Source organism: Herpetosiphonaceae bacterium, from assembly GCA_036374795.1.
In the GTDB taxonomy this organism is placed as follows: Bacteria; Chloroflexota; Chloroflexia; order Chloroflexales; family Kallotenuaceae; genus LB3-1.
This window is the reverse complement of record DASUTC010000150.1, coordinates 1-23,867: the sequence shown is the minus strand read 5'-3', so window position 1 is coordinate 23,867 and position 23,867 is coordinate 1. Positions and strand designations below refer to the sequence as shown.

The 23,867-nt window shown below is 63.0% G+C and carries 16 protein-coding genes; 14 read left to right on the top strand and 2 right to left on the bottom strand.

Annotation, left to right across the window (positions count from 1 at the left end):
• The 5 genes from VFZ66_10350 to VFZ66_10330 form a co-directional block, all read left to right on the top strand.
• On the top strand, nucleotides 1-3,350 hold a 3,350-nt coding region (locus tag VFZ66_10350), incomplete at its 5' end, for a response regulator (protein HEX6289583.1).
• Between the two features lie 296 nt (nucleotides 3,351-3,646).
• On the top strand, nucleotides 3,647-4,477 hold the full coding sequence (locus VFZ66_10345; protein ID HEX6289582.1) for a protein-glutamate O-methyltransferase CheR: 831 nt from the start codon (nucleotides 3,647-3,649) through the stop codon (nucleotides 4,475-4,477).
• Complete coding sequence (locus VFZ66_10340) at nucleotides 4,477-5,058, top strand: chemotaxis protein CheB (GenBank protein ID HEX6289581.1); 582 nt, start codon at nucleotides 4,477-4,479, stop codon at nucleotides 5,056-5,058. Before VFZ66_10345 ends, VFZ66_10340 begins: the two co-directional genes overlap by 1 nt.
• Entirely contained in the window at nucleotides 5,055-6,881 is a 1,827-nt protein-coding gene (locus VFZ66_10335) for an ATP-binding protein (GenBank protein ID HEX6289580.1), read from the top strand. Before VFZ66_10340 ends, VFZ66_10335 begins: the two co-directional genes overlap by 4 nt.
• Nucleotides 6,882-6,979: 98 nt before the next feature.
• Entirely contained in the window at nucleotides 6,980-7,366 is a 387-nt protein-coding gene (locus tag VFZ66_10330; protein ID HEX6289579.1) for a response regulator, read from the top strand.
• 151 nt (nucleotides 7,367-7,517) lie between these two features.
• Here VFZ66_10330 and VFZ66_10325 read toward each other — a convergent pair whose 3' ends face one another.
• Entirely contained in the window at nucleotides 7,518-7,823 is a 306-nt protein-coding gene (locus tag VFZ66_10325; protein ID HEX6289578.1) for a hypothetical protein, read from the bottom strand.
• 368 nt (nucleotides 7,824-8,191) lie between these two features.
• Here VFZ66_10325 and VFZ66_10320 point away from each other — a divergent pair, with 368 nt between their 5' ends.
• From VFZ66_10320 to VFZ66_10310, 3 genes are all read left to right on the top strand, one after another.
• Nucleotides 8,192-11,521, top strand: a complete 3,330-nt coding sequence (locus VFZ66_10320) for a tetratricopeptide repeat protein (protein HEX6289577.1) — start codon at nucleotides 8,192-8,194, stop codon at nucleotides 11,519-11,521.
• A gap of 218 nt (nucleotides 11,522-11,739) precedes the next feature.
• Complete coding sequence (locus VFZ66_10315; protein HEX6289576.1) at nucleotides 11,740-14,073, top strand: DUF2339 domain-containing protein; 2,334 nt, start codon at nucleotides 11,740-11,742, stop codon at nucleotides 14,071-14,073.
• 140 nt (nucleotides 14,074-14,213) lie between these two features.
• Nucleotides 14,214-17,297: a TIR domain-containing protein gene (locus tag VFZ66_10310; GenBank protein HEX6289575.1), complete on the top strand. Its 3,084-nt coding sequence runs from the start codon at nucleotides 14,214-14,216 to the stop codon at nucleotides 17,295-17,297.
• Here VFZ66_10310 and VFZ66_10305 read toward each other — a convergent pair.
• Nucleotides 17,294-17,587 (bottom strand): DUF2103 domain-containing protein, encoded by a 294-nt coding sequence (locus tag VFZ66_10305; GenBank protein ID HEX6289574.1) that lies wholly within the window; start codon nucleotides 17,585-17,587, stop codon nucleotides 17,294-17,296. The genes VFZ66_10310 and VFZ66_10305 overlap by 4 nt on opposite strands.
• Nucleotides 17,588-17,728: 141 nt before the next feature.
• Here VFZ66_10305 and trxA point away from each other — a divergent pair, with 141 nt between their 5' ends.
• The 6 genes from trxA to VFZ66_10275 form a co-directional block, all read left to right on the top strand.
• Nucleotides 17,729-18,586: a thioredoxin gene (trxA, locus tag VFZ66_10300; protein ID HEX6289573.1), complete on the top strand. Its 858-nt coding sequence runs from the start codon at nucleotides 17,729-17,731 to the stop codon at nucleotides 18,584-18,586.
• A 235-nt stretch (nucleotides 18,587-18,821) separates the two neighbouring features.
• Entirely contained in the window at nucleotides 18,822-19,169 is a 348-nt protein-coding gene (locus VFZ66_10295) for a response regulator (GenBank protein HEX6289572.1), read from the top strand.
• A 38-nt stretch (nucleotides 19,170-19,207) separates the two neighbouring features.
• Nucleotides 19,208-20,770, top strand: a complete 1,563-nt coding sequence (locus tag VFZ66_10290; protein HEX6289571.1) for an ATPase domain-containing protein — start codon at nucleotides 19,208-19,210, stop codon at nucleotides 20,768-20,770.
• Nucleotides 20,767-21,165 carry a response regulator gene (locus VFZ66_10285; GenBank protein ID HEX6289570.1) on the top strand — a complete coding sequence of 133 codons (399 nt, stop codon included), beginning with the start codon at nucleotides 20,767-20,769 and terminating at the stop codon, nucleotides 21,163-21,165. Before VFZ66_10290 ends, VFZ66_10285 begins: the two co-directional genes overlap by 4 nt.
• Nucleotides 21,162-21,860 carry a cobalamin-dependent protein gene (locus VFZ66_10280; protein ID HEX6289569.1) on the top strand — a complete coding sequence of 233 codons (699 nt, stop codon included), beginning with the start codon at nucleotides 21,162-21,164 and terminating at the stop codon, nucleotides 21,858-21,860. The genes VFZ66_10285 and VFZ66_10280 overlap by 4 nt, the downstream gene beginning before the upstream one ends.
• 4 nt (nucleotides 21,861-21,864) lie before the next feature.
• A partial coding sequence (locus VFZ66_10275) for an ATP-binding protein (protein HEX6289568.1) occupies nucleotides 21,865-23,867 on the top strand: 2,003 nt, incomplete at its 3' end.

The following is a 23,867-nucleotide window of genomic DNA, read 5'->3' as shown; positions in this document are numbered from 1 at the left end:
ACCTGACCGACAGCGTGAACATGATGGCCGGCAACCTCACCGCCCAGGTGCGCGGTATCGCGCGGGTGGTGACGGCGGTGGCGAACGGCGATCTCAAACGCAAGCTGGAGCTGGAGGCCAAAGGCGAGATCGCGACGCTGGCCGACACGATCAACGAGATGACCGACACGCTGGCAACCTTCGCCGATCAGGTGACGACCGTGGCGCGCGAGGTCGGTATCGAGGGCAAGCTCGGCGGCCAAGCCAAAGTGCCGGGCGCGTCCGGCACGTGGCGCGATCTGACCGACAACGTGAACCAGCTCGCGGCCAACCTGACCACCCAGATCCGCACGATCGCCGAGATCGCGACCGCCGTGACCAAGGGCGATCTGACCCGCTCGATCGATGTCGAGGCGCAGGGCGAAGTGGCGGAGCTGAAAGACAACATCAACCAGATGATCGCCAACCTGCGCGACACCACGCAGAAGAACACCGAGCAGGACTGGCTCAAGACCAACCTGGCGCGCTTCACGCGCATGCTCCAGGGCCAGCGCGATCTCCAGACCGTCTCGAAGCAGATCCTCTCCGAGCTTGCGCCGCTGGTCTATGCGCAGCACGGCGTCTTCTACATCATGGACGGTGACAGCGAGCAGCAGATGCTCAAGCTGCTGAGCAGCTACGCCTACCGCGAGCGCAAAAACCTTGCCAACCGCTTCCACCTGGGCGAGAGCCTGGTCGGGCAGGCGGCGCTCGAGAAAGATCGCATCCTGCTGACCGAGGTACCTACCGATTACGTCAAGATCAACTCCGGCCTGGGCGAGGCCACGCCGATGAACATCGTCGTGCTGCCCGTGCTCTTCGAGAGCGAGGTCAAGGCCGTGATCGAGCTGGCCTCGTTCCATCGCTTCAACGAGACGCATCTGGCCTTCCTCGACCAACTGACCGAGAGCATCGCGATCGTGCTGAACACGATCGAGGCCAGCATGCGCCAGGAGGAGCTGCTCAAACAGTCGCAATCGCTGGCGGAAGAGCTGCAAGGCCAGCAGCGCGAGCTGACCGAGACGAACCGGCGGCTGGAGCAGCAGGCCAAGTCGCTTCAGGCGTCCGAGGAGCTGCTCAAGCAGCAGCGCGAGCAGTTGCAGCAGACCAACGAGGAGCTCGAAGAGAAGGCCGAGCTGCTGGCCGCGCAAAACACCGAGGTCGAGCGCAAGAACCGCGAGATCGAGCAGGCGCGACAGGCGCTCGAAGAGAAGGCCGAGCAGCTGGCGCTCTCGTCCAAGTATAAGTCGGAGTTCGTGGCGAATATGTCGCACGAGCTGCGCACGCCGCTCAATAGCCTGCTAATCCTGTCGAAGCTGCTCGCGGACAACAGCGAGGGCAACCTGACGGAGAAGCAGGTCGAGTTCGCCAACACGATCTACGCGGCAGGCTCCGATCTGCTCGGCCTGATCAACGACATCCTCGACCTCGCCAAGATCGAGTCGGGGACGATGGGCATCGAGATCAGCACGGTGCTCTTCGACGAGGTGCGCAACGAGATCGATCGGACCTTCCGCCAGGTGGCGATGGACAAAGATCTGGCCTTTGCCGTCGAACTGGCCGAGGACCTGCCGCGCAACCTGCACACCGACGGCAAGCGCTTGCAGCAGGTCTTGCGCAATCTGCTGTCGAACGCCTTCAAGTTCACCGAGCAGGGCGAGGTGACACTGCACATCGCGGCCATGAAACAGGGCTGGAGCATCGATAACGAGACGCTCAACCGCGCCGAGGTGGTGATCGGCTTTGCGGTCAGCGACACCGGCATCGGCATCGCGCCCGACAAGCAAAAGATTATCTTCGAGGCGTTCCAGCAAGCCGACGGCACCACCAGCCGCAAATACGGCGGTACCGGCCTGGGCCTCTCGATCAGCCGCGAGATCGCCCATCTGCTCGGCGGCGAGATCAAGCTGACCAGCCAGCCGGGCCAGGGCAGTACCTTCACGCTCTACCTGCCGCAGGTCTATCCAACCGTGCCGCTCACGCCCGAAGAGGATCGTGCCCGCTGGAGCACGCCCGGCATCATCGACCTGGGCACGATCACCAGGGGCGACGGCAACGGCAGCGGCACGGCGGCGCTAACGATTCCAGAGGTTGAGATCGATCCGACGCTGCTGGTGCAAAACGAGGTCCACGACGACCGCGAGAACATCCAGCCGGGCGATCGGGTGCTGCTGATCATCGAGGACGATATGCCCTTCGCGCGGATTCTGCTCGATCTGGCGCGCGAGAAAGGCTTCAAGGGTCTTGTCGCGCTGCGGGGCGACGCCGGGCTGCTCATGGCGCGGCGCTGGAAGCCCGACGCGATCACGCTCGACCTTCAACTGCCGATCATCGACGGCTGGAACGTGCTCGACCGGCTCAAGCACGATCCGGGGACGCGGCACATCCCGGTGCATATCATCTCGGTGATGGATGGCCGCCACCGGGGCATGCACCAGGGCGCAATCGCCTATCTCCAGAAGCCGGTGACAAAGGATGCGCTGGATACCGCGCTTGCCAACATCAAGCGCTTCGTCGAGCGCGGCGTCAAGAACCTGCTGGTCGTCGAGGACGACGAGGTGCAGCGCATGAGCATCGTCGAGCTGATCGGCGAGGGCGATGTGCGTACGACCGCCGTCGGCACCGCCTCGGAGGCACTCACGGCGATCGAGGCCGAGCAGTTCGACTGTATGGTGCTGGACCTGGGCCTGCCCGACATGAGCGGCGTCGAGCTGATCGAGCGACTGAAGCAATCAGGCCGCATCGAGGAGCTACCGATCATCGTTTATACAGCTAAAGACCTGACCAAGCAGGAAGAAACCGAGCTGCGGCGCGTCGCGGAGACGATCATCGTCAAGGATGTGAGCTCGATGGAGCGGCTGCTCGACGAAACCGCGCTCTTCCTCCACCGGGTCGAGGCCAACCTGCCCCAGGCCAAGCGGCGTATGCTGGAGCAGGTTCACAAGAGCGATCCGGTGCTGGTCGGCAAGAAGGTGCTGATCATCGACGACGATATTCGCAACATCTTCGCGCTGACCAGCGTGCTGGAGCGGCAGAAGATGCACGTGGTGTACGCCGAGAACGGACGCGACGGCATCGAGATGTTGCAGCAGACGCCTGAGATCGATGTGGTGCTGCTCGACATCATGATGCCGGAGATGGACGGCTACGAGACGGCACGGTCGATCCGCGAGCGCGAGCAGTTCAAAACGCTGCCGATCATCGCGCTGACGGCCAAGGCGATGAAGGGCGACCGCGAGAAATGTATCGAGGCGGGCGCGTCCGACTATATCACCAAGCCGGTCGATACCGAGCAGTTGCTATCGCTGCTGCGCGTCTGGCTCTACAGCTAGTGCGCTGTCGGGCCGGGGGTGTGGGACGAAAGAACAAAGAACATGGGAGAGACGAGAGCGCAGCGTTGAACGTTGAACTCGAACCCTGGAACACAGGGGAGGTGTTGGGGACGGTTCCCAACCATCTCCCATGCTGATTCAGCACGGGCGTGGAAGTTGCAAGGGAGTGCGGTGTAGCCTGGCTGCGCCGCGCCCTTGTGTGTACATATTCCGTCAGACTGGGGGTTATCTTGCCCGTCACGAAGCAGGAGTACGATGATCCACTCGCAAGCACGACCCGCGATCAGGCAATAAGTATGCCTGGGACGAATCACGAGCTTGAAGATATTGAGATCGAGCTGCTGCTTGAGGGCGTAGCGCGCTACTACGGCTACGATTTTCGCAACTATGCGCTGGCGTCGCTCAAGCGTCGGATCTGGAACACCATGCGCGCGGAGCAGATCAAAAGCGTATCTGCCTTACAGGATCGCGTGCTGCACGACCCGGCATGTATGGAGCGATTCCTGCTGGCGCTGACGGTCAACGTCACAGCGATGTACCGCGATCCGAACTTTTACCTGGCCTTTCGCACCAAGGTCGTCCCGCTGCTGCGCACGTATCCGTTCATTCGGATCTGGCACGCGGGATGCTCAACCGGCGAAGAAGTGTACTCAATGGCTATTTTGCTCTACGAGGCCGGGCTGTATGATCGGTGTCGGATCTATGCGACCGATATGAACGCGGCGGTGCTGAGCAAGGCCAAAGACGGCATTTTTCCGCTGGTCAAGATGCAGGAGTATACCGGCAATTACCTGCGGGCAGGCGGGACGCAATCGTTTTCGCAATATTACACGGCGGCCTACGAGCACGCGATCTTTCGGCCATGGCTCAGAGATCGGATCACGTTCTCCCAGCATAACCTGGCGACGGACGGCTCGTTCAACGAGTTCAATGTCGTGATGTGCCGCAACGTGATGATCTATTTCAACAAGACGCTCCAGGAGCATGTGCATCATCTGCTGTACGAGAGCCTGAGCATGTTCGGCGTTTTGGGCCTGGGTCATGCCGAGTCGCTGAAGTTCACACCGCACGAGCAGCACTATGCGGAGATCGTCGGCGGCGAGCGCTTATATCGGAGAATTGCGTAGTGACGTTCGAGTTGATTGTGATCGGCGCATCGCTTGGTGGGCTCCACGCGCTGTGTACGCTGCTTGGCGGCTTGCCGGGTAGCTTTGCCGTGCCGCTGGCGGTGGTACAGCATCGGCACAAAGACTCCGATAACACGCTGCGCGAGGTACTAGGTCGTGCAAGCGGCCTACCCGTGTACGAGGTCGTCGACAAGCAGGGGATCATCGGCGGGGCGGTCTATCTTGGGCCAGCCGACTATCACCTGCTGATCGACCAGGAGGGCTTCGCGCTCTCGACCGACGCTCCCGTGCTCCATGCGCGGCCATCGATCGACGTGCTCTTCGAGTCGGCGGCGGATGCGTACGGGCCGCGCGTGATCGGCCTGATTCTCACGGGCGCGAGCGCCGACGGCGCGGAAGGACTGGCGGCGATCAAGGCGCGCGGCGGCTGCACGATCGTACAAGAGCCTGCTACCGCCGAGTGCCGCGTGATGCCGGAGGCCGCGCTGGCCCAGACCAGGGCCGATCATGTGGTGCCGCTGCCGCTGATCGCCCCGCTGCTGATTCAGCTATGTCATATCGTCCCGAAGGTAGGAACATGATTTCTGAAGATGCCGTTAACATCCTGCTGGTGGATGATCGGACCGAGAACCTGCTGGCGCTGGAGTCGATCCTGGGCGACCTCGGACACAACCTGGTGATGGCCCAATCCGGCATGGAGGCGCTCAAGTACCTGCTGCAACAAGATTTCGCGGTTATTCTGCTCGACGTGCAGATGCCGGGTCTAGACGGCTTCGAAACGGCGGAGCTGATCCGAGGACGCGAGCGCTCGCAGCATACGCCGATTATTTTTCTCACCGCGCTGGACCGCAGCGACGCGCGTATGTTCAAAGGCTACTCGGTCGGCGCGGTCGACTTTTTGTTCAAGCCGTTCATGCCCGATATTCTGCGCTCCAAGGTCGCGGTCTTTGTCGATCTGTTCCGCAAAACGCTGACGGTCCAGCGCCAGGCGGAAGAGCTTGAGCAGCGGGTGCGCGAGCGAACCGCCGATCTCAGCAAGGCCAACGAGGCGCTCCACGCCGAGATCGCCGAGCGGAAGCGCGCCGAGACGGCTCTGCAATTTCTGGCCGAGGCCAGTCGGCTGCTCTCCAACTCGCTGGACTACGAGACGACGCTGCAAAGCGTAGCGCAGCTCAGCGTGCCGATCCTGGCCGACTGGTGCGCCGTCGATATTTTGCAAGACGATCAGACGATTCGTGAGCTGGTGGCGCATGTCGATCCGTCCAAGCTCGACATGACGCGCGCGGCGCGCTTCCGGTATCCGATTCATGCCGATGCACAGCACGGCGTGCCGCATGTGCTGCATACGGGCCAGCCGGAGTTGCGCACGCAGGTCGACGACAGCCTGCTCACGGTGATCGCCCGCGACGACGAGCATCTCCGGCTGCTGCGGTCGCTCAACTTCCGCTCGTATATGTGCGTTCCGCTGCAAGCGCGGGGCCGCACCCTGGGTGCCGTCACCTTCGTCACCTCCGACTCACAGCGCTCCTACGGCCCCACCGATCTGCGTCTGGCGGAAGACCTGGCGCGCCGTGCCGCGCTTGCCGTGGACAATGCCCGGCTCTACCGCGAGGCGCAGGAGGCGATCATGACTCGCGATGAGTTTCTCTCGATCGCCTCCCACGAGCTGAAAACGCCGCTCACATCGCTGCAACTTCAGGTGCAGACGCTGCTGCGCACGATCAAAAAGGGCGGTTATGGCAGGCTGAGCCCGGAGCGGCTGGTGCAGAAGCTTGAGCTAGCCGATCAGCAGACCGAGCGGCTGGCGGCGCTGATCAATGAGCTGCTGGACGTGGCGCGTATTCGCAGCGGACGGATCGACATGCAGCTCGAAGAGATCGATCTGGCCCTGATCATCCGCGATGTTGTGCTGCGCTCCGAGGAGCAGCTAGCCCAGGTCGGCTGTCAGGTGCAGATCATCGGCGATCGGCAGGCGTGCGTGTACGGCGATCGGTCGCGCCTGGAGCAGGTTGTTACCAACCTCCTGTCGAACGCGATGAAGTACGGATCGGGCAAGCCGATCGAGATTACCGTAACCAGTGATGCCGACAACGTCCATCTGGCTGTGCGCGACGAGGGTATCGGCATCGCGCCGGAGCATCTTGAGCGGATCTTCGTGCGCTTTGAGCGAGCGGTTTCATCCGATAACTTCGGCGGCCTGGGCCTGGGACTCTACATCGTGCGCCAGATCGTTGAGTCGCTGGACGGGACGATCCGCGTCGCCAGCGAGCCAGGAAGCGGCTCGACCTTCACGGTTTCGCTGCCGCGCCTGAGCCGCGAGCGCACCGAGCAGCCTGGCAACGGCGCGGCGGCTGATTCAGACGTACCCGCGATGCTGCACAGCAAGCAGGGTACGGAGGCATAGATGATGCTTATCATGCGAGCAAGACGTTAGCGGCGTGTACTCGATCGACCGGTAGAGGGCCGAGCAGTAACATTCGACGTAGCGAAAGGCTTTGCTCCATGATAGGCAGGCAGGCAGCGCCAGATATTTTGATCGTTGAGGACGAGTTCGTTATTCGCGAGACGCTGACTGAGTTTCTGGAAGAAGAGGGCTATACCGTCGCTGGTGCGGCAAACGGCCAGGAGGCGCTCTCCTATCTTCGTAGCTCCCAGCCGCCAGCGCTGATTCTGCTCGATCTGATGATGCCGGTGATGAATGGAATACAATTCCTGACCGAGCAGCAGCGCGATCCCAGCCTGGCCTTGATCCCGGTGGTGCTGCTGTCGGCGGATCGCCACAGCCAGGATAAAGTGCTGTGCAGCGGGCCGATCGAGTACCTTGAAAAGCCGGTCCACCTGACCAGCCTGCTCGATACCGTGGAGCGCTACTGCGATCCGGCGCCCTAGGAGCAAGCACCGAGGAAGAACAAAGCACCAGGAGAGACGAGAGCTTAACGTTGAACCTCGAACTCGAACCTGGAAAAACGAAGCAGCCCTCCCCGCATATAGTGCGGGCGAGGGCTGGCGTTCCCTGATGCGTATTCCAGCAGTAATGCCCCTAGACCGAAAGCTCCAGCGCTAGCTCGTCGATCGGCTCCGGCTCATACGTCGGCACCGCCGTCGGCGCGTAGCGCGCGGCAGTTGAGATCATCGGCGCGAGCAGCCGTTGCAGCGCCATCACATGGCTGCACGTTCCCCAGGATTGGAAAAAATTGCAATCACAGGTCCATGTATCGCCGTCGAGAACGATGATGTGATCGTCGGCGCCATGAAACCGCCCCTGGAAGCCGGATATCGTGAGCCGCTCCGGTTCCTGGGCGTACCGTTTCGCCTTTTCGATTTTGTTGATCATATCCGAGTGCATGTCGGACGCTCCTTGTGTTTGCCGTAGAACAATCCGGTTATCGGTGTGGCGCTCCGCCGCGCTTGAAGGAATCGAACCAGTTTCAGGTATACCTCTATGGCGGTATCGAGATCGAGGAGAAACGTTCTCATGTCGTACATATTTCTCCATTCGCTCATGCAGCCGCCAGCGCCGCCAGCCTCCTGCGCTAAATAATACGTGAAGAAACCTACACCGCGCAAGGCCGCTTGTTTCCTCAGCGCCTCCCCCGCCGATCTACAATCGACGTGCGAAGCATGCAGCCGGTCGTACCGGCGAGCACCTCATCCACGCGCACGTGCCCAGAGCTAGCGCTCATACGCCGACGCCGACTAGATCAGGAGGCTCCGATGACTCCATACTATTTTATCAGCTATTCTAGCGCAGACGCGCAAGATTTTGCCCTCCAGCTCGCCGATGCCCTAGAGGCCGGGCCGCCGTCGATCCCGGTCTGGCTCGATAAGCGCGATATTCCGCGGGGCTTTGACTGGGATACCGAGATCGCCAAGGCGATCACGACCTGCGCGGGCGTGCTCTTCGTCATGACTCAGGACAGCGTTGAAAACCAGTCGATCTGTAAAAACGAGTGGGGCCGCGCGCTCAGATATAAAAAGCCGGTGATTCCGCTGCTGCTCCACCGCAATCTCGAGCCGCCGTTTCGTCTTGAGCACCGGCAGTATATCGACTTCACCGGCTCGTTCGAGCAAGGACTGGCTACGCTCCACCAGCATCTCCGCTGGCTGAACTCGCCCGAAGGCGTGCTGCATACGCTGAAGGATCGGCTAGAAGACGCGCAGCGCGACCTGCGCCGGGAGACTGATCCAAACCAGCAGGCGCGTATCCGGGCCGAGATCGACCAGTTGCAGCAGCAGATCGCCGAGCCAGGAGGGCCAGCGCCATCCAATCAACATGCGACTCAGCCGCCAGCAAGCGTGAAACCGCCCAAGACACGCCGCCCCGTCTGTCCAGTCATCAACCCGCCGCCGACGACCGCGCCGCGCCATTTTCAGAATCGTTACGTCGAGATGGGCATCATCCGCGATTTCCTCACCGACGAGTCGCAGCGCCTGATGATCATCAGCGGGCGCGTTGGCGCGGGCAAAACCACGCTGATCTGCCGCCTGCTCAAGCAGCTTGAAAGCGGAGAGCTGCCCTACGATCTCGGACCGCTCGATGTAGACGGCATTATCTATCTGAGCAACACCGGCTCGTATCGCGTGAACGTGCCGAACCTTTACACCAACCTGTGCAAGCTTCTGCCGCGTGCAACCGCGCGTCAGTTGGAGACTTTCTATAAACAGCCGCAGGCTAGCACCGCCGCCAAGTTCGAGATGCTGCTGGAGATGTTCCCGACAGGCCGCAGGGTGCTGCTGCTGGATAACCTGGAAACGCTGCTCGATCCCGAAACCTTTGCGATCCGCGATCCTGAGCTGGACGAGGCGCTCCGGACGATCCTGACCTGCCCACAGCACGGGGTCAAAGTCATTCTCACCACCAGCATCATCCCACGCGCCCTGACGCTGGTGCAGCCGGGCCGTCAGAAGTCGCTGGAGCTGGACCAGGGCCTGAAGTCGCCCGATGCCGAAAATATTTTGCGCGTCATGGATGCGGATGGCACGCTGGGCCTGCGCGACGCACCGCCCGAACTGCTGGCCGAGGCGCGCGAGCGAACCGGCGGCTATCCACGCGCGCTGGAGGCGCTCTATGCGATCCTCGCCGCCGACCGCGATACCTCGCTGCGTGATCTTCTCACCGATACCGCGCACGTCATGCCCGAATACGTCGTCAAGGAGTTGGTCGAAGAGGCGTTCAACCGGCTCGATCCGCGCACGCAGCAGGTAATGCAGGCATTGGCAATCTATGGCCGTCCGGTGCGGACCGAGGCTGTAGATTATCTGCTGCAACCCTCGCAGCCGGGCGGCAACAGCGCGCCGATCCTGAGCAGGCTTGTGACGATGAGGCTGGTGCGCAAGGAGGCCAGACGCTACTACCTGCATCCCGTGGACCGCGAGTATGCGCTGAGCCGCATTCCCCAGGGCACGCCCGCCGATGCGCAGACGACCGCGCCGACCGTTACCCAGTACGCGCTGCTGCATCGCGCGGCGGACTACTTCCAGCAGATGCGCACGCCCGAAACAGCCTGGAAGACAATTGATGATCTCGCGCCGCAGCTTGCCGAGTTCGAGCTGCGCTGCGCCGCGCACGAGTACGATACTGCAGCGGGTGTGCTGCTGGACGCTCCAGTCTCGAAGCGGCTGTTGGCCTGGGGCCACTATCGCAAGCTGATCACGCTGCACGAGCGGCTCCAGGGCAAGCTCGACGATCCGCAGATCCGACAGCAGAACATCGGCCATCTCGGCAACGCCTACTACAGGATCGCGCAGTATCAGCAGGCGCTCGCCTGCTACCAGCAGGCTATCGATCTGGCACATGGCAGCGCGGATCGGCAGAGCGAAGGGCGCTGGCTGAACAACATCGGCGCGTGCTATGCCGCACGCGGCCAGATCGACCAGGCGATCACCGCCTACAAGCAGGCGCTAGAGATGTTCAGCGACAACGACGAGCGGCATATGCTGCCGCTCGTTCTGAGCAATCTGTGCAATCGCTACACCGAGCTGGGCCAGACCGCTACAGCCCTGACGTATGGCCGACAATCGCTCAACGCCGCTGAGCAGAACGATCCGAGCGGCAGGGCGGGGGCGCTGGGTAGCCTGGGCTATGCCTACGCCGAGCAGGGCAGCTTGACGCAGGCCCTTGACTACTACCACCAGGCCCTAGAGATCGCGCGCGCGCTCGGCGCGAGGCAGACCGAAAGCGAATTGTTGGGCAATCTGGGCAATTCGTATGTCAAACTGGGACGGAGCGACCAGGCGCTCAGCTCGTTCGAGGAGGCCCTGGCAATCGCCCGCGAGATCGGTGCCCGCGATTTCGAGGCGACCTGGCTGACCAGCATGAGCAATGCCTGCGGCAACCTGGGCAAGACCGATCAGGCGATTGACTACTGCCGCCAGTCGTCGACGATTGTCCACGAGATCGGGAATCGCTTTATCGAGGCGTTCCATCACAAGACGCTGGCGGAGGTTCTGATCGACACGCACAGCTATGCCGAGGCGATTCAGTACAGCCTGGAAACCGTGCAGATCGGGCTAGAGATTAAAAATCCGCTCTTCGGCAGCTCCGGCCACGGGCGCGTGGCGCTCGCGCAGCTCTACTCCGGTGATCTGCCAGCGGCGCGCGCGGCGGCGGAGGCGGCGCGGCAGTACGATTCGATCCAGCATAACCACTACGTGCTGGCTCTGCTGGGCCTGATCGCGCTGCGCCAGGGCGAGGTCGAGGCGGCGCGATCGGCGTTTGCCAGCGCTGTGGAGCAGGCCGACGTCCTGCTCAGCCGCACGGCGCAGCTCTACAAGGTGCTGGACAGCAAGGCCCTGGCGCTGTGCGGCCTGGCGCTCTGCGAAGGATCGCAGCATCTACCCCCGGCGCTGGCAGCGTATCGCGCGGCGCGGGCGATCTGCCAGGAGCCCGGCGTCGTCAGTCGCGTGCTGGCACTCTTCGACGCGCTGGCAGTTGCCGATCCGACGGGAATGCTGGCAGAGGTGAGCGCGGTGGCAGGCGGCACCATATCACCGCCCAGTCTGCCCGACGACCTGGAGAAGGTTGCCGCCGAGCGCGTGGTCTAAGCCCGACGACCTGGCTATCCCGCGATCGGAGCGGCGATCTGGCGGAGAATCGAGGATTTTTGCAGCGTCGATACAGCCTTTGGCAGTTGTCTACCTGGACGGTACAGCGCTGATAGCTGTAGGCTCTCCCTATCGCATGGCTTATATCCACCGCGACTTCGTAGCACGGCCATACGTGACGACGCGCGCTACTGGCTTAGCCTGATCGGAGGAGGCTCATGGAAGCGCTCTTTATTATTCTGATTATCGTCGTGCTGGTGTTTATCAGCCGCACGAATCGGCTTGCTGAAAAGGTTGCCGGGCTTGAGCAGCGGCTCGATCAGATCGCGCCCGCTGCCGCGCCGCCGCTCAGCGCTCCCGCGCACGGTCCAGCAATCCGGCAGCCAGCGGCAGGCCATGCCGTGCCGGTCGCACCGCTCAGCCCGCAGGCAGCACCATCCATGCCTGCCCACGGACCGATACCCGCGCCGCCGGCAGCGGCGCGCGCGCCAATTCCGGCGACGAACATACCACAGCCGCCCGCTGCACCTGCGGTAGTCTCCCGCACACGCGAAGAGTGGGAGCTGCTGGTCGGCGGCAAGCTGCTCAACCGGATCGGCGCGTTCGCCCTGGTGATCGGCGTCGGCTTCTTCCTCAAGTATGCCTTCGACAACAACTGGATTACCGAGACAATGCGCGTAGTCATCGGCCTGCTCGTCGGCGCTGGTCTGCTGGTCGGCGGCGAGCGCGCGAAGAACAAGCGATTGGAGATCTTCGCGCAAGGGCTGGTCGGCGCTGGCCTGGCAATCCTCTATCTCTCGGTGTACGCCTCCTACAACTTCTACCAGCTCGTGGCGCAGCCGGTAGCCCTCGGCGCGATGTCGCTGGTGACGATCGTGGCCTTTATCCAGGCGCTGCGCTACAACGCCCTGGCGATCTCGCTGCTCGGCTGGGCGGGCGGATTCCTGACGCCCTTCCTGCTGGCGACCGATCAACCCAGCGCGGTGGGTCTGTTCTCCTACATCCTGCTGCTCGACATCGGTCTACTGGCCGTGGTCTTCAGGCGCGACTCCTGGGTGCTGCTTGAGTTCCTGACGCGCGGCGCGACCTATGTGGTCTATGCGCTGTGGTACCTCAACGCGTACACATCGGCGCAGTTTGGCGTGGCCGTGCTCTTCATCTCGCTCTTCTGGGGCATCTTCTATCTGCTGCATGTGGCGCAGGTATTGCGAAAAGGCACGGACCTGATCGAACTCCGCCATCTTGCGGCGGTGGTCAACACGATCATGTTCTACGTGGTCCTGTACAGCCTGGTCAACCCGCTCTATCCGGGCTGGATCGGCGGCGTGACCCTGGCGCTGGGCGCAGTCTACTTTGGCACGGCGCTGCTCTTTATGTGGCGACAGCCGGATCAGACATACGTCCACGGGCAGTACACCCTGACCGCGATTGCCGCGCTGGTGCTGGCGACGGCGCTCCAGCTTGCGGCCTTTCCCACGGTCATCGGCTGGGCGCTCGAAGCGCTGGCGCTGGTCTGGTGCGGGCAGCGCTTCAAGCTGGACTACGTGCGCTATTCCGCACTGGGCATCTTCGTCCTGGCGCTGCTTCAGCTGACGAGCACCCCCGGCGCGGCGGCCTACATCCCGATCGACACATTCACGCCGCTGCTCAACCAGCGCGCGCTGGCCTTCGCGGTGCTCTCGCTGACGCTTGCGGCGAGCACGCTGCTCTTCCACGACCGGACCAGGCAGAGCGAGAAGGATATTCCGGCGATCCTGCATGTCGGTTGGTCGGTGGTGCTGCTAGGGCTGCTGACTGTCGAAACCAACGACGTGTTCCGCTATCTGCTGTACACCGCAACGGGCGATTGGGCGGCCTTCCTGCGCTACCTGCGCCCGCTGACGATCGGCGTGCTGTGGATCGCCTACTCGCTGCCGCTGGTCTGGGCCGGAGTCAAGAGCACGGCGCGGTCGCTGATGTACGTCGGCGTCGGCGCGGCGCTAGTCGCGGTCGCAATCGTGGCGCTCTTCGGCTTCTTCTTTGCTCCGATCGAGCAGTTCCGCATCGTGCTCAACGTGCGTGTCGCCGCGTTCGCGCTGCTGATCGGCGGCCTCTGGCTGCACGCGCGCTGGATCGGCTACCGGCCACAGCTTCACCTACCAGCACTGTGGTACGCACTCGTCGCGCTGCTGATCTTCAAGCTGATCACTGTCGAAACCAGGGATGTCTTTGGCCGCGCGATCACGCTGGCGGTCGCCGAGAACGCCTGGACGACGCTGAACCGGCTGCAAAATCTCCAGCAGCTTGCGATTTCGGGCGTGTGGCTGATCTATGCCTCGACGCTGATCGGCCTGGGCTTCTGGCGTCGCGTCCCGGCGCTGCGCATCGGCGCGATCCTGCTGGCGGGTATCACCATTCTCAAGATCTTTGTCTACGATCTCGCCTTCCTTGAGACGCTGTACCGCATCTTCTCCTTCATCGGGCTGGGCCTGATCCTGCTGGGCGTTTCCTACCTCTACCAGCGCTACAAGGCGGTGATCTTCGGCCAGTCCTTGCAGCACACTCCGGTGTGATCGCAGGACCTCATCCCGTCGATCACGCGCCACCCCTCTCCCGCTGCGACAGGAGAGGGGGTTTTTCGCGGCGCAATCGCAGTTGCCCTGCCTGGACGCCGATGCTACAATTCGGCTAACGCACATCCGAAAGGCGATCCATGGCAGCGCACCACTTCATCAGCTACTCCTCGGTTGACGCGCAAGAGTTCGCGCTCGAACTGGCCGACAAACTGGTCGGCGGCGATCCTTCGTTCACGATCTGGCTCGACAAGCGCGAGCTGCAGGCGGGCGACGCCTGGGACCAGCAGATCGTCGAGGCGATCCGCGATTGCGAAAGCCTGATCTTCGTGATGACGCCCGACAGCGTTGCGGAGAACTCGGTCTGTAAGCAGGAGTGGACCCGCGCGCTGCGCTATAAAAAGCCGGTCATCCCCGTGCTGCTCGATCCCCAGGCCGAGATGCCGTTTCGTCTTGAGCCGCGCCAGCACATCGACTTCACGGAGTCGTTCGATCGCGGCCTGGCAAAGCTGCGCAGCCGACTTAAGGAGTTCGGCACGCCCAGGGGCAAGCTGCGCGCGCTCACCGATCGGCTGGCGGATGCCGAGCGCGACCTGCGCCGCGCCGCTGATCCGGTTCAGCAATCACGCATCCGCGAGGAGATCGCGCTGCTCAAGCAGGACATCGACCGGCAGCGCAAGCTGGTGGAAGAGCCCGAAAAGGTCGCCAAGCGCACCAAGATCGACATCGAGCGCCAGCTGGATCGCGAGCGCTTCCCGGAGCAGCAGGTGATCCGCCAGACCGCCAACCAGACCAAGATCATCAACCTGCCGCCGGGCGTCGCCCCCGATTACTTCCAGGGACGCCACGCCGAGACGCAGCGCATCGGCAGCTTCCTGCGCGACGACGCCAGCCGTCTGCTGACGGTGATCGGGCGCGGCGGCGTGGGCAAGACCACGATGGTCTGCCGCGTGCTCAAGGCGCTGGAGAGCGGCCACCTGCCCAACGACGGCGGCGCGCTCGATGTGGACGGCATCATCTATCTGAGCATGATCGGCTCGCGGCAGGTGAACCTTCACAACCTGTTCACCGATCTGTCCAAGCTGCTGCCGGAGGATGTCGCCGCGCCGCTCGAAGCGTTCTACCGCAACCCGCGCATCAGCACCGAAGTCAAGATGGCCCAGCTGCTCGATCACTTCACGACGGGCCGCACGGTGGTGCTGCTGGATAACCTCGAAAACCTGATCGACGCCGAGACGCAGCGTATCACCGACACGGAGCTTGACGAGGCGCTGTACGCGCTGCTCAAGCTGCCGCCGCATACGGTCAAGGTGATCGTCACCAGCCGCATCGCGCCCCGCGCGCTGACGCTCTTCGAGCCCGGACGGCAAACGCCGCTGCCGCTGGATGAGGGATTGCCCGCGCCCTACGCCGAAAACCTGCTGCGGCGCAGAGACGCCGACGGCAAGGTTGGGCTGCGCGACGCTCCCGATGAGCTGCTAGGTCGGGCGCGCGAGCGGACACAGGGCTATCCCCGCGCGCTGGAGGCGCTCTTCGCGATCCTGGCCGCCGACCGCGATACCTCGCTGCACGAGATACTGGACGATACCACGAATCTGCTGCCCGAAAACGTGATCGAGGCGCTGGTCGGCGAGGCGTTCAGCCGTCTCGACCCCACCGCCCAGCAGGTGATGCAGGCGCTAGCGGTGTACAATCGGCCCGTCACGCCCAACGCCGTGGACTCGATGCTTCAGCCGTACGTCGCCAACATCAAAAGCGACACCGTGCTCAAGCGGCTGGTCAATATGCAGTTTGCCCGCAAGCAGAGCGAGCGCTACTACCTGCACCCCGTCGATCGCAAATACGCCTTCGATCGCATCCCACGCGGCGAGGTAGAAGACCGCAGCGCGAGAGGCGCGCCGCGCTACACCCAGTTTGCCTTGCTCCATCGCGGCGCGGAGTATTTCAAGCAGGCGCGCAAGCCGGAGAAGAACTGGAAGACGCTGGCGGATCTTGAGCCGCAGCTGGCCGAGTTCGAGCTACGCTATGCAGGCGAGGATTATGAGGTGGCGGCGGGGGTGCTGCTGGTGATCGACTATCACTTAGGTTTATGGGGGCAGAATCGCTTAATAGTTGAACTTCACGAGCGCCTGCTAGATAACCTCAGTGATTATCGCTTAGTCCAGTTCAGTACAGATAGTCTTGGGAGGGGTTATCTGGCTTTAGGGCAATATGATCCGGCTATTGCTTGCCATCAACGGTCATTGTCTCTAGCCGTCGCACATAAAGATAAATCGGGTGAAGGTCTGAGCCTTGGTAGTATCGGTGTTTATTGGTTCGAGCAAGGACAGCCTATTCGTGCAATGAAACATCTCAAGGAAGCGCTAAATATAGCTCTTGAGACAAAAGATCAGCATGCAATCCTAACCAGACTCATGCGCTTGGGAGCGTGCTACAAAGAGGTCGGGCAAACAGCGCGTGCAATGGATCATTATGAGCAAGCGTTAGGTATTACGCGTAAGCTTAGAGCGGAGGAAGGTGAGAGTATCATTTTGTCGAACATAGGGCTGAGCAATGGCGATCTTGGGCAAACCGACCAAGCTGTTGCGTATTTCAAGCGAGCGCAAGCAATTGCCCAAAGAATCGGTGCTCATGTCCTCGAGGGTACTATTTTGGTGAATCAAGCAATTGTAGAGATAGACCTGGAACGCCATAACGAAGCGATGGAATACGCGGTTGAAAGTGCAAAAATCGCCAACGAAATCAGCAACCCCCGCCTCGCCAGCTACAGCTATCGCTTCCTCGCGCTTGCTCGATTCTACATGGGCGATCTCGTCGGAGCGCGTGAATCGGCTGAAACAGCGCTGCTGCACAACTCGCCGGAGCACAACCATAACGTCATGGCGCTGCTCGGCGTGATCGCGCTGCACCAGGGCGAGCGAGAGACGGCGCGCGAGAAGTTCAATGCCGCGCTGCAAGAGGCCAACCGGCTGCTCAGGCACACGCCGGAGCTGTACAAGGCGCTCGACACGAAGGCATTGGCGCTCTGCGGTCTGGCGCTGATCGAGGGCGCGCAGCATGTGCCAGCCGCAATCGAGGCGTACCGCGCCGCGCGAGCGATCAACAGCGACGCGGGCATCGTCGGGCGGGTGCTGCGGCTCTTCGACGCGCTGGCAAGCCAGGACGCGGCGGGCGTGCTGGCGGATGTGCGTCCGGCGGCAGGCGAGGTACCCGCCAGCGACTAGAGCGGCAGCGCCTCAAGCGCGGAGCGCACGCCCGCGCTGTCGGAGGTGTAGGCGTAGAGCTCCTGCACATTTCGTGGCGCGGCGATCGTAATCTTCAGCCCCGCGTCGATCGTCACAGCCTTGAGCGTGGTGGTCTTGCCCCGGCGCGGCGTGATCACCCCGATGATAATCTTGGTGACGCGCGGATCGTCGCGCAGCAGCTCCACCACCGGCACCGCCGCCGCGATCAGCGTGGTATGTCGTCCGTTGAACTTGGGGCCTTTCAGCAGCCCGCGTGTCTTATCCGCCACTGCGCTCCTCGTCCTTCCATCTCGCGCGCCGACATCCTGGGTTTGCCTGCACGCTATAATACATCGGTACCCGCGCGACAACTGCATGTCGTCGCGCCGATCTACCCGTATTGTACCCGCAGAGCCGATTCAGGAGGAGCGATGGCAACCACAGCATCAGCGATCATCGACGTAAGCGAGCGCGATTTTGCGACTGGCGTGCTCCAGCGCTCATCGAGCGTGCCGGTCGTCGTGGATTTTTGGGCGGCGTGGTGCGGCCCGTGTCGCGTGCTGGGACCCGTCTTGGAGCGCCTGGCAAACGAGATGGGCGGCGCGTTCATCCTCGCCAAGGTCGACGTCGATCGTAACCAGCGGCTGGCCGCCCAGTTTGGCGTCCAGGGCATTCCGGCGGTCAAAGCCTTCCGCGACGGCAAGGTCGTCGATGAGTTTACCGGCGCGCTGCCGGAGAGCCAGGTGCGCGCCTGGCTCAAAAAGCTCGTTCCCTCACAGTTCGATCAGCTTGTGGCGGCGGCGCAGGCACAGGAGCGGGCCGATCCCGACGCGGCAGCGGCGCTCTACCGCCAGGCGCTCCAGATCGATCCGGCCCACGGCAAGAGCCTGCTGGGCCTGGGGCGTATTCTGGCGCTGCAAGCCGATCCCCAGGCCGCCGATGTGCTACAGCAGATTCAGGCGGGGTTGCCTGAGCACGCCGCAGCCCAGGCAGTGCTGGCGCTCGCCGAGCTCCTGAGCGCCGCCGAGTCCACGCCCGAGGCAGCGCGGCAGCGCCTTGAGCGCAACCCAAATGACAGCGACGCGCGCTGGACCCTCGCGGCGCTGGCGGCGCGGAGCCAGCAGTGGGAAGAGGCATGCCAGCAGCTTTTGACGCTCGTGCAGCGCGACCGAGCCTTTCGGGACGACGGCGCGCGCCGGGTGCTGCTGGCGCTCTTCGCCGCGCTGGGCGAGCAAGACCCGCTGGCTGTGCGCTACCGGCGACAGCTTGCCAGCGTCCTATTTGGATGAGGGCCGACCCGCTGCGCTGGACGCCTACGCACAGTGAACGAGGGAGGACTGGTGCCGCACCAGCCTCCCTCGATCGCGATCAATCTTCGTCGAAAGACTTTGTGAAAATAGTATAAAATGTGCTACCCTACAGAGATACGCGCGTGCAATGCCTGGGAATGGCACTCGGCTTGCTAGATAGCGATGCACTAGATCGCTACACCTAAACGCAGGATAGAACACGATGGCGTCTGTGATGGTCGTCGACGATGAAGATGTGCTCGTAGAAATGATCGCGGCGCTGATCGAGGATTTGGGGTATCGGGCCATCATAGCCACCAACGGTCGTGAGGCCCTGGCGGCGCTGGAGGCAGAGCCGGAGCCTCCGCTTCTGGTCATCTCCGATGTGATGATGCCACAGATGAACGGCGTGGCTCTGGCGCAGGCGATCAAAACCAATCCCCGTTTTCAGCGCGTGCCGGTGGCGTTAATGAGCGCGGCGATACGGCCTCCCGCTAACTGCATCGCCGATCATTTTATTCACAAGCCGTTCGATCTCGATCGCATCGAACGTTTGATTGAGCAATATAATGGGCACGCCTAATCCGTGCCTCCTAACAACATGCACTAAAGGAGTAGGGCATGGCTGATCGGCAGCCGCAAGACACAGAAGAGCAACAGTCAAACCGCCATAGCCGCGACCTGAACAGCGCGGAGGTTTCCATCTCGCGCGGCAAGCTCAGCACCGGCCATGCCGCGATCGACCTCGTCTTAGGCGGCGGCATTCCGCGCGACTCGCTGTACGTGCTGACAGGGCCGCCCGGTGCGGGCAAGACGATCTTCGCGCAGCAGATCTCGTTCACCGCGGCAAAGGCCGGGCTGCGCGCGATTTACTTTACCAACGTCTCGGAGCCGCACGCGAAGATCGTCGAGCATATTCGCGGCTTCGACTTCTACCAGCCCGATCTGATTGGCGAGCGGATTCAGATCTACAATATCACCAGCCAGGTTCGGACCAAAGGCTTTAAGGAAACGCTCAACTTTATCGTCGATACGGTGCGCAGCGAAAAGGCCGATCTGGTGATCATCGACAGCTTTCGCGGCCTGAAGCATGTGCTTGAGATCAGCGTGCGGTCGCGCGGCGCGATCTTCGACGCGGCGGCCCAGCTCTCGATCCTGGGCTGCACCAGCATTCTGGTCGGCGAGTACACACCGGACGAGATCCAGACCGAGCCGGAGTTTGCGATTGCCGATGGGATCATCAACCTGGCGCAGGCGACCGAGGGCATGGCCGAGCGGCGGACCTTCCGGATCGGCAAGATGCGCGGCGTGCGCTACCTGAGCGGCGAGCATAGCTTCGAGATCGACCAATCCGGCATTCGGCTCTATCCGCGCCAGGAGTCGCTGACTCACGCGCCGAGCTACCGCGCCACCGAGGAGCGCGTCTCGACTGGCCTGCGCGATCTCGACGAGATGATGCACGGCGGGCCGATCCGCTCCAGCAGCACGCTGATCGTCGGCTCGGCGGGAGCCGGCAAAACGCTGCTGTCGCTGCACTTTCTGGCGGCGGGCGCGCAGGTCGGCGAGCGCGGGCTGCTGGTATCGTTTCAGGAAAATCCTGAGCAGTTGCGGATACGCGCCGAACAGTTCGGCATCGGCGGGTCGCTTGGGCTGGAGGACGGCCTGACCGAGGTGCTGGCGCTCTCGCCGGTTGAGCTGAACCTGGACGCAGCGGCCTATCGCATACGCGAGGCGGTGATCGCCCGCAATGTCCGGCACGTGGTGATCGACAGCGTGGCTGAGCTCGAGTTTGCCGTGCGCGATCCCGATCGCTTCGACGATTTTCTGGCATCGCTGGTAGGCTTCTTGCGAGAGCATGAGGTGACAACGGTGATGACGCGCGAGATCACGCAGCTCTTCGGCACCGAGCTGACGATCGCCAGCCGTGGCCTATCGTACATCGTCGATAATATCGTACTGCTGCGCTACATCGAGCTTCACGGCGAGATCAAGCGGGCGATCACGGTGCTCAAGAATCGCGGCAGCAATCACGACAAGCGGCTGCGTGAGCTGCTGATCATGGACGGTAGCATTCAGATCGGCGATCGTTTCAAGAACCTATCAGGCGTCATGACCGGCATGCCACAGACGATCGTCGAGCAGCCGCTCGACGGCAACGCTACCATCTGGAAGGAGCGTGCGTGACGGCTACCGAGTACATTCCGGATCAGTCCGCGCCGAACGTGCTGATCATCGACGACGAAGACTACGTCGCGGATATGCTCGCCAGCGCGCTGGAGCTTGAAGGATACACGGTTCATCTGGCGTATAACGGACGCGACGGGCTGGCCCTGGCGCAGACCTTGCGCGTCGATCTGGTGATCATCGATATTATGATGCCCTACATCAACGGCATTAAGCTGATCGAGCATCTGCGTACGCTGAGCCATACCCAGGATATACCGATCGTGCTGATCAGCGCCGGTGCCCGTCCTCGCAGCACACTGCCGCACGTGCGCTTCATACCCAAGCCGTTCGATCTGGATCGGATGCTTGAGACGATCGCGACGATGCTTGAGTCGCCAGGAGTAGGCCCGTGAGCTTCGATCTTCAGCAGTCCCAGGCCGGATTCATCGCCGCGCTGCGCAACGGCGACGAGTCGGCGGCTCAGGCGGTCATCGCGGCGGCGCGGGCGGCGGGCGTCGAGCCCGGCACGATCTACCTGAAGCTACTCGCGTCCGGCATGATCACGATCGGCGAGCTGTGGGAGCGGAACGAGCTGAGCGTGGCCGAGGAGCACCTGGCGACGGAGATCACCGAGCGGCTGATCGGCCAGATCTCGCCGTGGTTCAGCGAGCGCACGCCGCCCAACGAGCACGGGCGCGTGGTGATGGGCTGCGTGGCCGGAGAGCGGCACGCGCTGGGGCTACGCATGCTGGCCGATCTTTTTCGGCACCAGGGCTGGCGCGTGCTCTACCTGGGGGCGGACGTGCCCCACGGAGACTGGGTGCGGCTGGTGGTGCGCTTCAACGCCGATCTGGTGGCGATCTCCGCCAGCGCCGAGCGGCATATGCCGCAGACGCAGGAGCTTATTCGCGAGCTGCGCGCAGCCAATCCACAGATCGAGGTCCTCGTCGGCGGCGCGTGCTTCGATCGCGATCCCGAACTCTGGCGCAGGATCGGCGCGACACAGTACCATCCCGATCCGCTGACCGCCGTGACGCTGGCCTCGGCCAGGTATGCGACCAACGCGGCGCGACAGGCCGAGCAATCAGTGCTTACGTCCAAACAGTAGATTCATGGAAGACTACGGCATCTCCGCATCAGCTTCGTCTCCCCCGTGGCCTGCCGACATCGCGCAGGCTGCGGTTCATGCCAGCCAGAATATCTTGATCGTGCTCGACGCCGTCGGTATCATCCGCTACGTCAACGCCGCCGCCACAAGCAGCCTCCAGTACAGCGCGGCCCAGTTGATCGGCGCGTCGTTCGTCGAGCTACTCGACCCCGGCAGCCGCAACAAAGGCCGCGCGCTGCTGGCCCAGGCCGTACCCCGGCAGATGACCTCGGTCTTTGAGCTGAACCAGAGCGCCGGAGACGGCCAGATCATGCTGATCGGCTACCAGGCGGTCGCGCTGCCCTCGGACGCAGCATCCAACGGAGCCGGACCCAAGATCTTGCTCGTCGGGCAGCGCATGGGCAACGTCGTCGCGACGACCGAGCGGCTGATCAACCTCAACCGGCGGCTCAAGGCGCTCTTCACGATCGTGACCGCCGCCTCGCGCTCGATCGTGCTGGCCGATCTGTTGCACCAGGCGCTCTCGGTCGCCATCGCCGAGCTTGATCTGCTGGCCGGGCTGGTCTTGCTCGCCGATGTGCCGGTCGAGATCGATCGCGCGCAGTACGTGCCGCAGCTCGCCCCCGACCAGCTGCGGCTTGCCGCCCAGCAGGGCTTTACCCCGGCCTTCATCGCGCGGCTGTCCGAGCCGCAGCAGTTCAGCGCCTTCTGGAACAATATTATCCGCCGGGGAGAGCCGTCGGTCGTCAGCGGCAGCGCGGACGAGGTTGGCATCCAGGCCAGCGACCTGGAACGCTTGTCCGATATGCTGCTGACGGTGATCGCCACGCCGCTGATCGGCGAGCGCCAGTTGCAGGGCTGGCTCTACGTCGTCACCGATCGCTACCGCGCCGCAAGCTCCGACGAGGTCGAGCTGCTGCGTACGATCGGCAACCTGCTGGGGCCGGTCGTCGAGAACGCGCGGCTGTACGACGCCTTGCTTCAGACCAGCGGGCGGCTTCAGGCGGTGCTCGACGGCATCGACAGCGGCGTGCTGCTGCTCGATCAGGAGGACATCGTGCGCTACGCCAACGCCCGGCTTGGCGCGCTCTTCGGTGTGGATGTGGCGGGATGGCCCGGCAAGCCGCGCGTCGCGGTGGTCCCCACCACGGTCGTCCCACTGGCCCAGTCCGCCGATGCGTTCCACGGCGAGCTGTGGGAAGTGATCGGGCCGCAGCGCCGGATTCTGGGCCGCTTCGCCGATCAGGTCTACGATGTCAACGGCATGCCGCTCGGCTCGATCGAGGTTTATAGCGATATGACCAGCTTTCAGGAGATGAACCGGCTCAAGGATGAGTTCGTCGTCGCCGCCGCCCACGATCTCAAGACGCCCGTAACCGCGATCAAAGGCTACGCCCAGATTGCGACTCGTCTCGCGCGCAAGCTCGACGAGCCTCGGCTGCTTCAGCAGCTTGCGATGATCAACGCTCGCAGCGACGAGCTGGCCTATCTGATGGATGGGCTGCTCGATATGTCGCGCATCCAGGGCGGACGGCTCTGGCTCGATCGTGAGACGATCCACGTCGATGCGCTGATCGCCAGCGTGGCGAAGCACTTCGAGTTCGATCTGGCGCGGCGTGGGCGGAAGCTGATCACCGATCTGCCCGACATGCCGCTTGAGGTGACGTGGGATCGCCTGCGCATGGAGGGCGTGCTGATCAATCTGATCGGCAACGCGCTCAAGTACTCGCCCGACGGCGGCGAGATTATCGTCGGGGCACATCTGAGCGCCGGAGCCACGGCGCACGACGGCTGGGTTGAGATCACCGTCACCGATCACGGCATCGGCATTCCGCCCGCCGAGCGCGACCTGATCTTCGAGCGCTTCTACCGGGCGCGTCACGCGATCGAGCAGGGCTTCAAAGGCACCGGCATCGGCCTGTATATCACGCGGCATATCGTCGAGCTGCACGGCGGGCGGATCTGGGTCGGCGATGCGCTGCACGGCGGTCCCGGCACGACGATCCA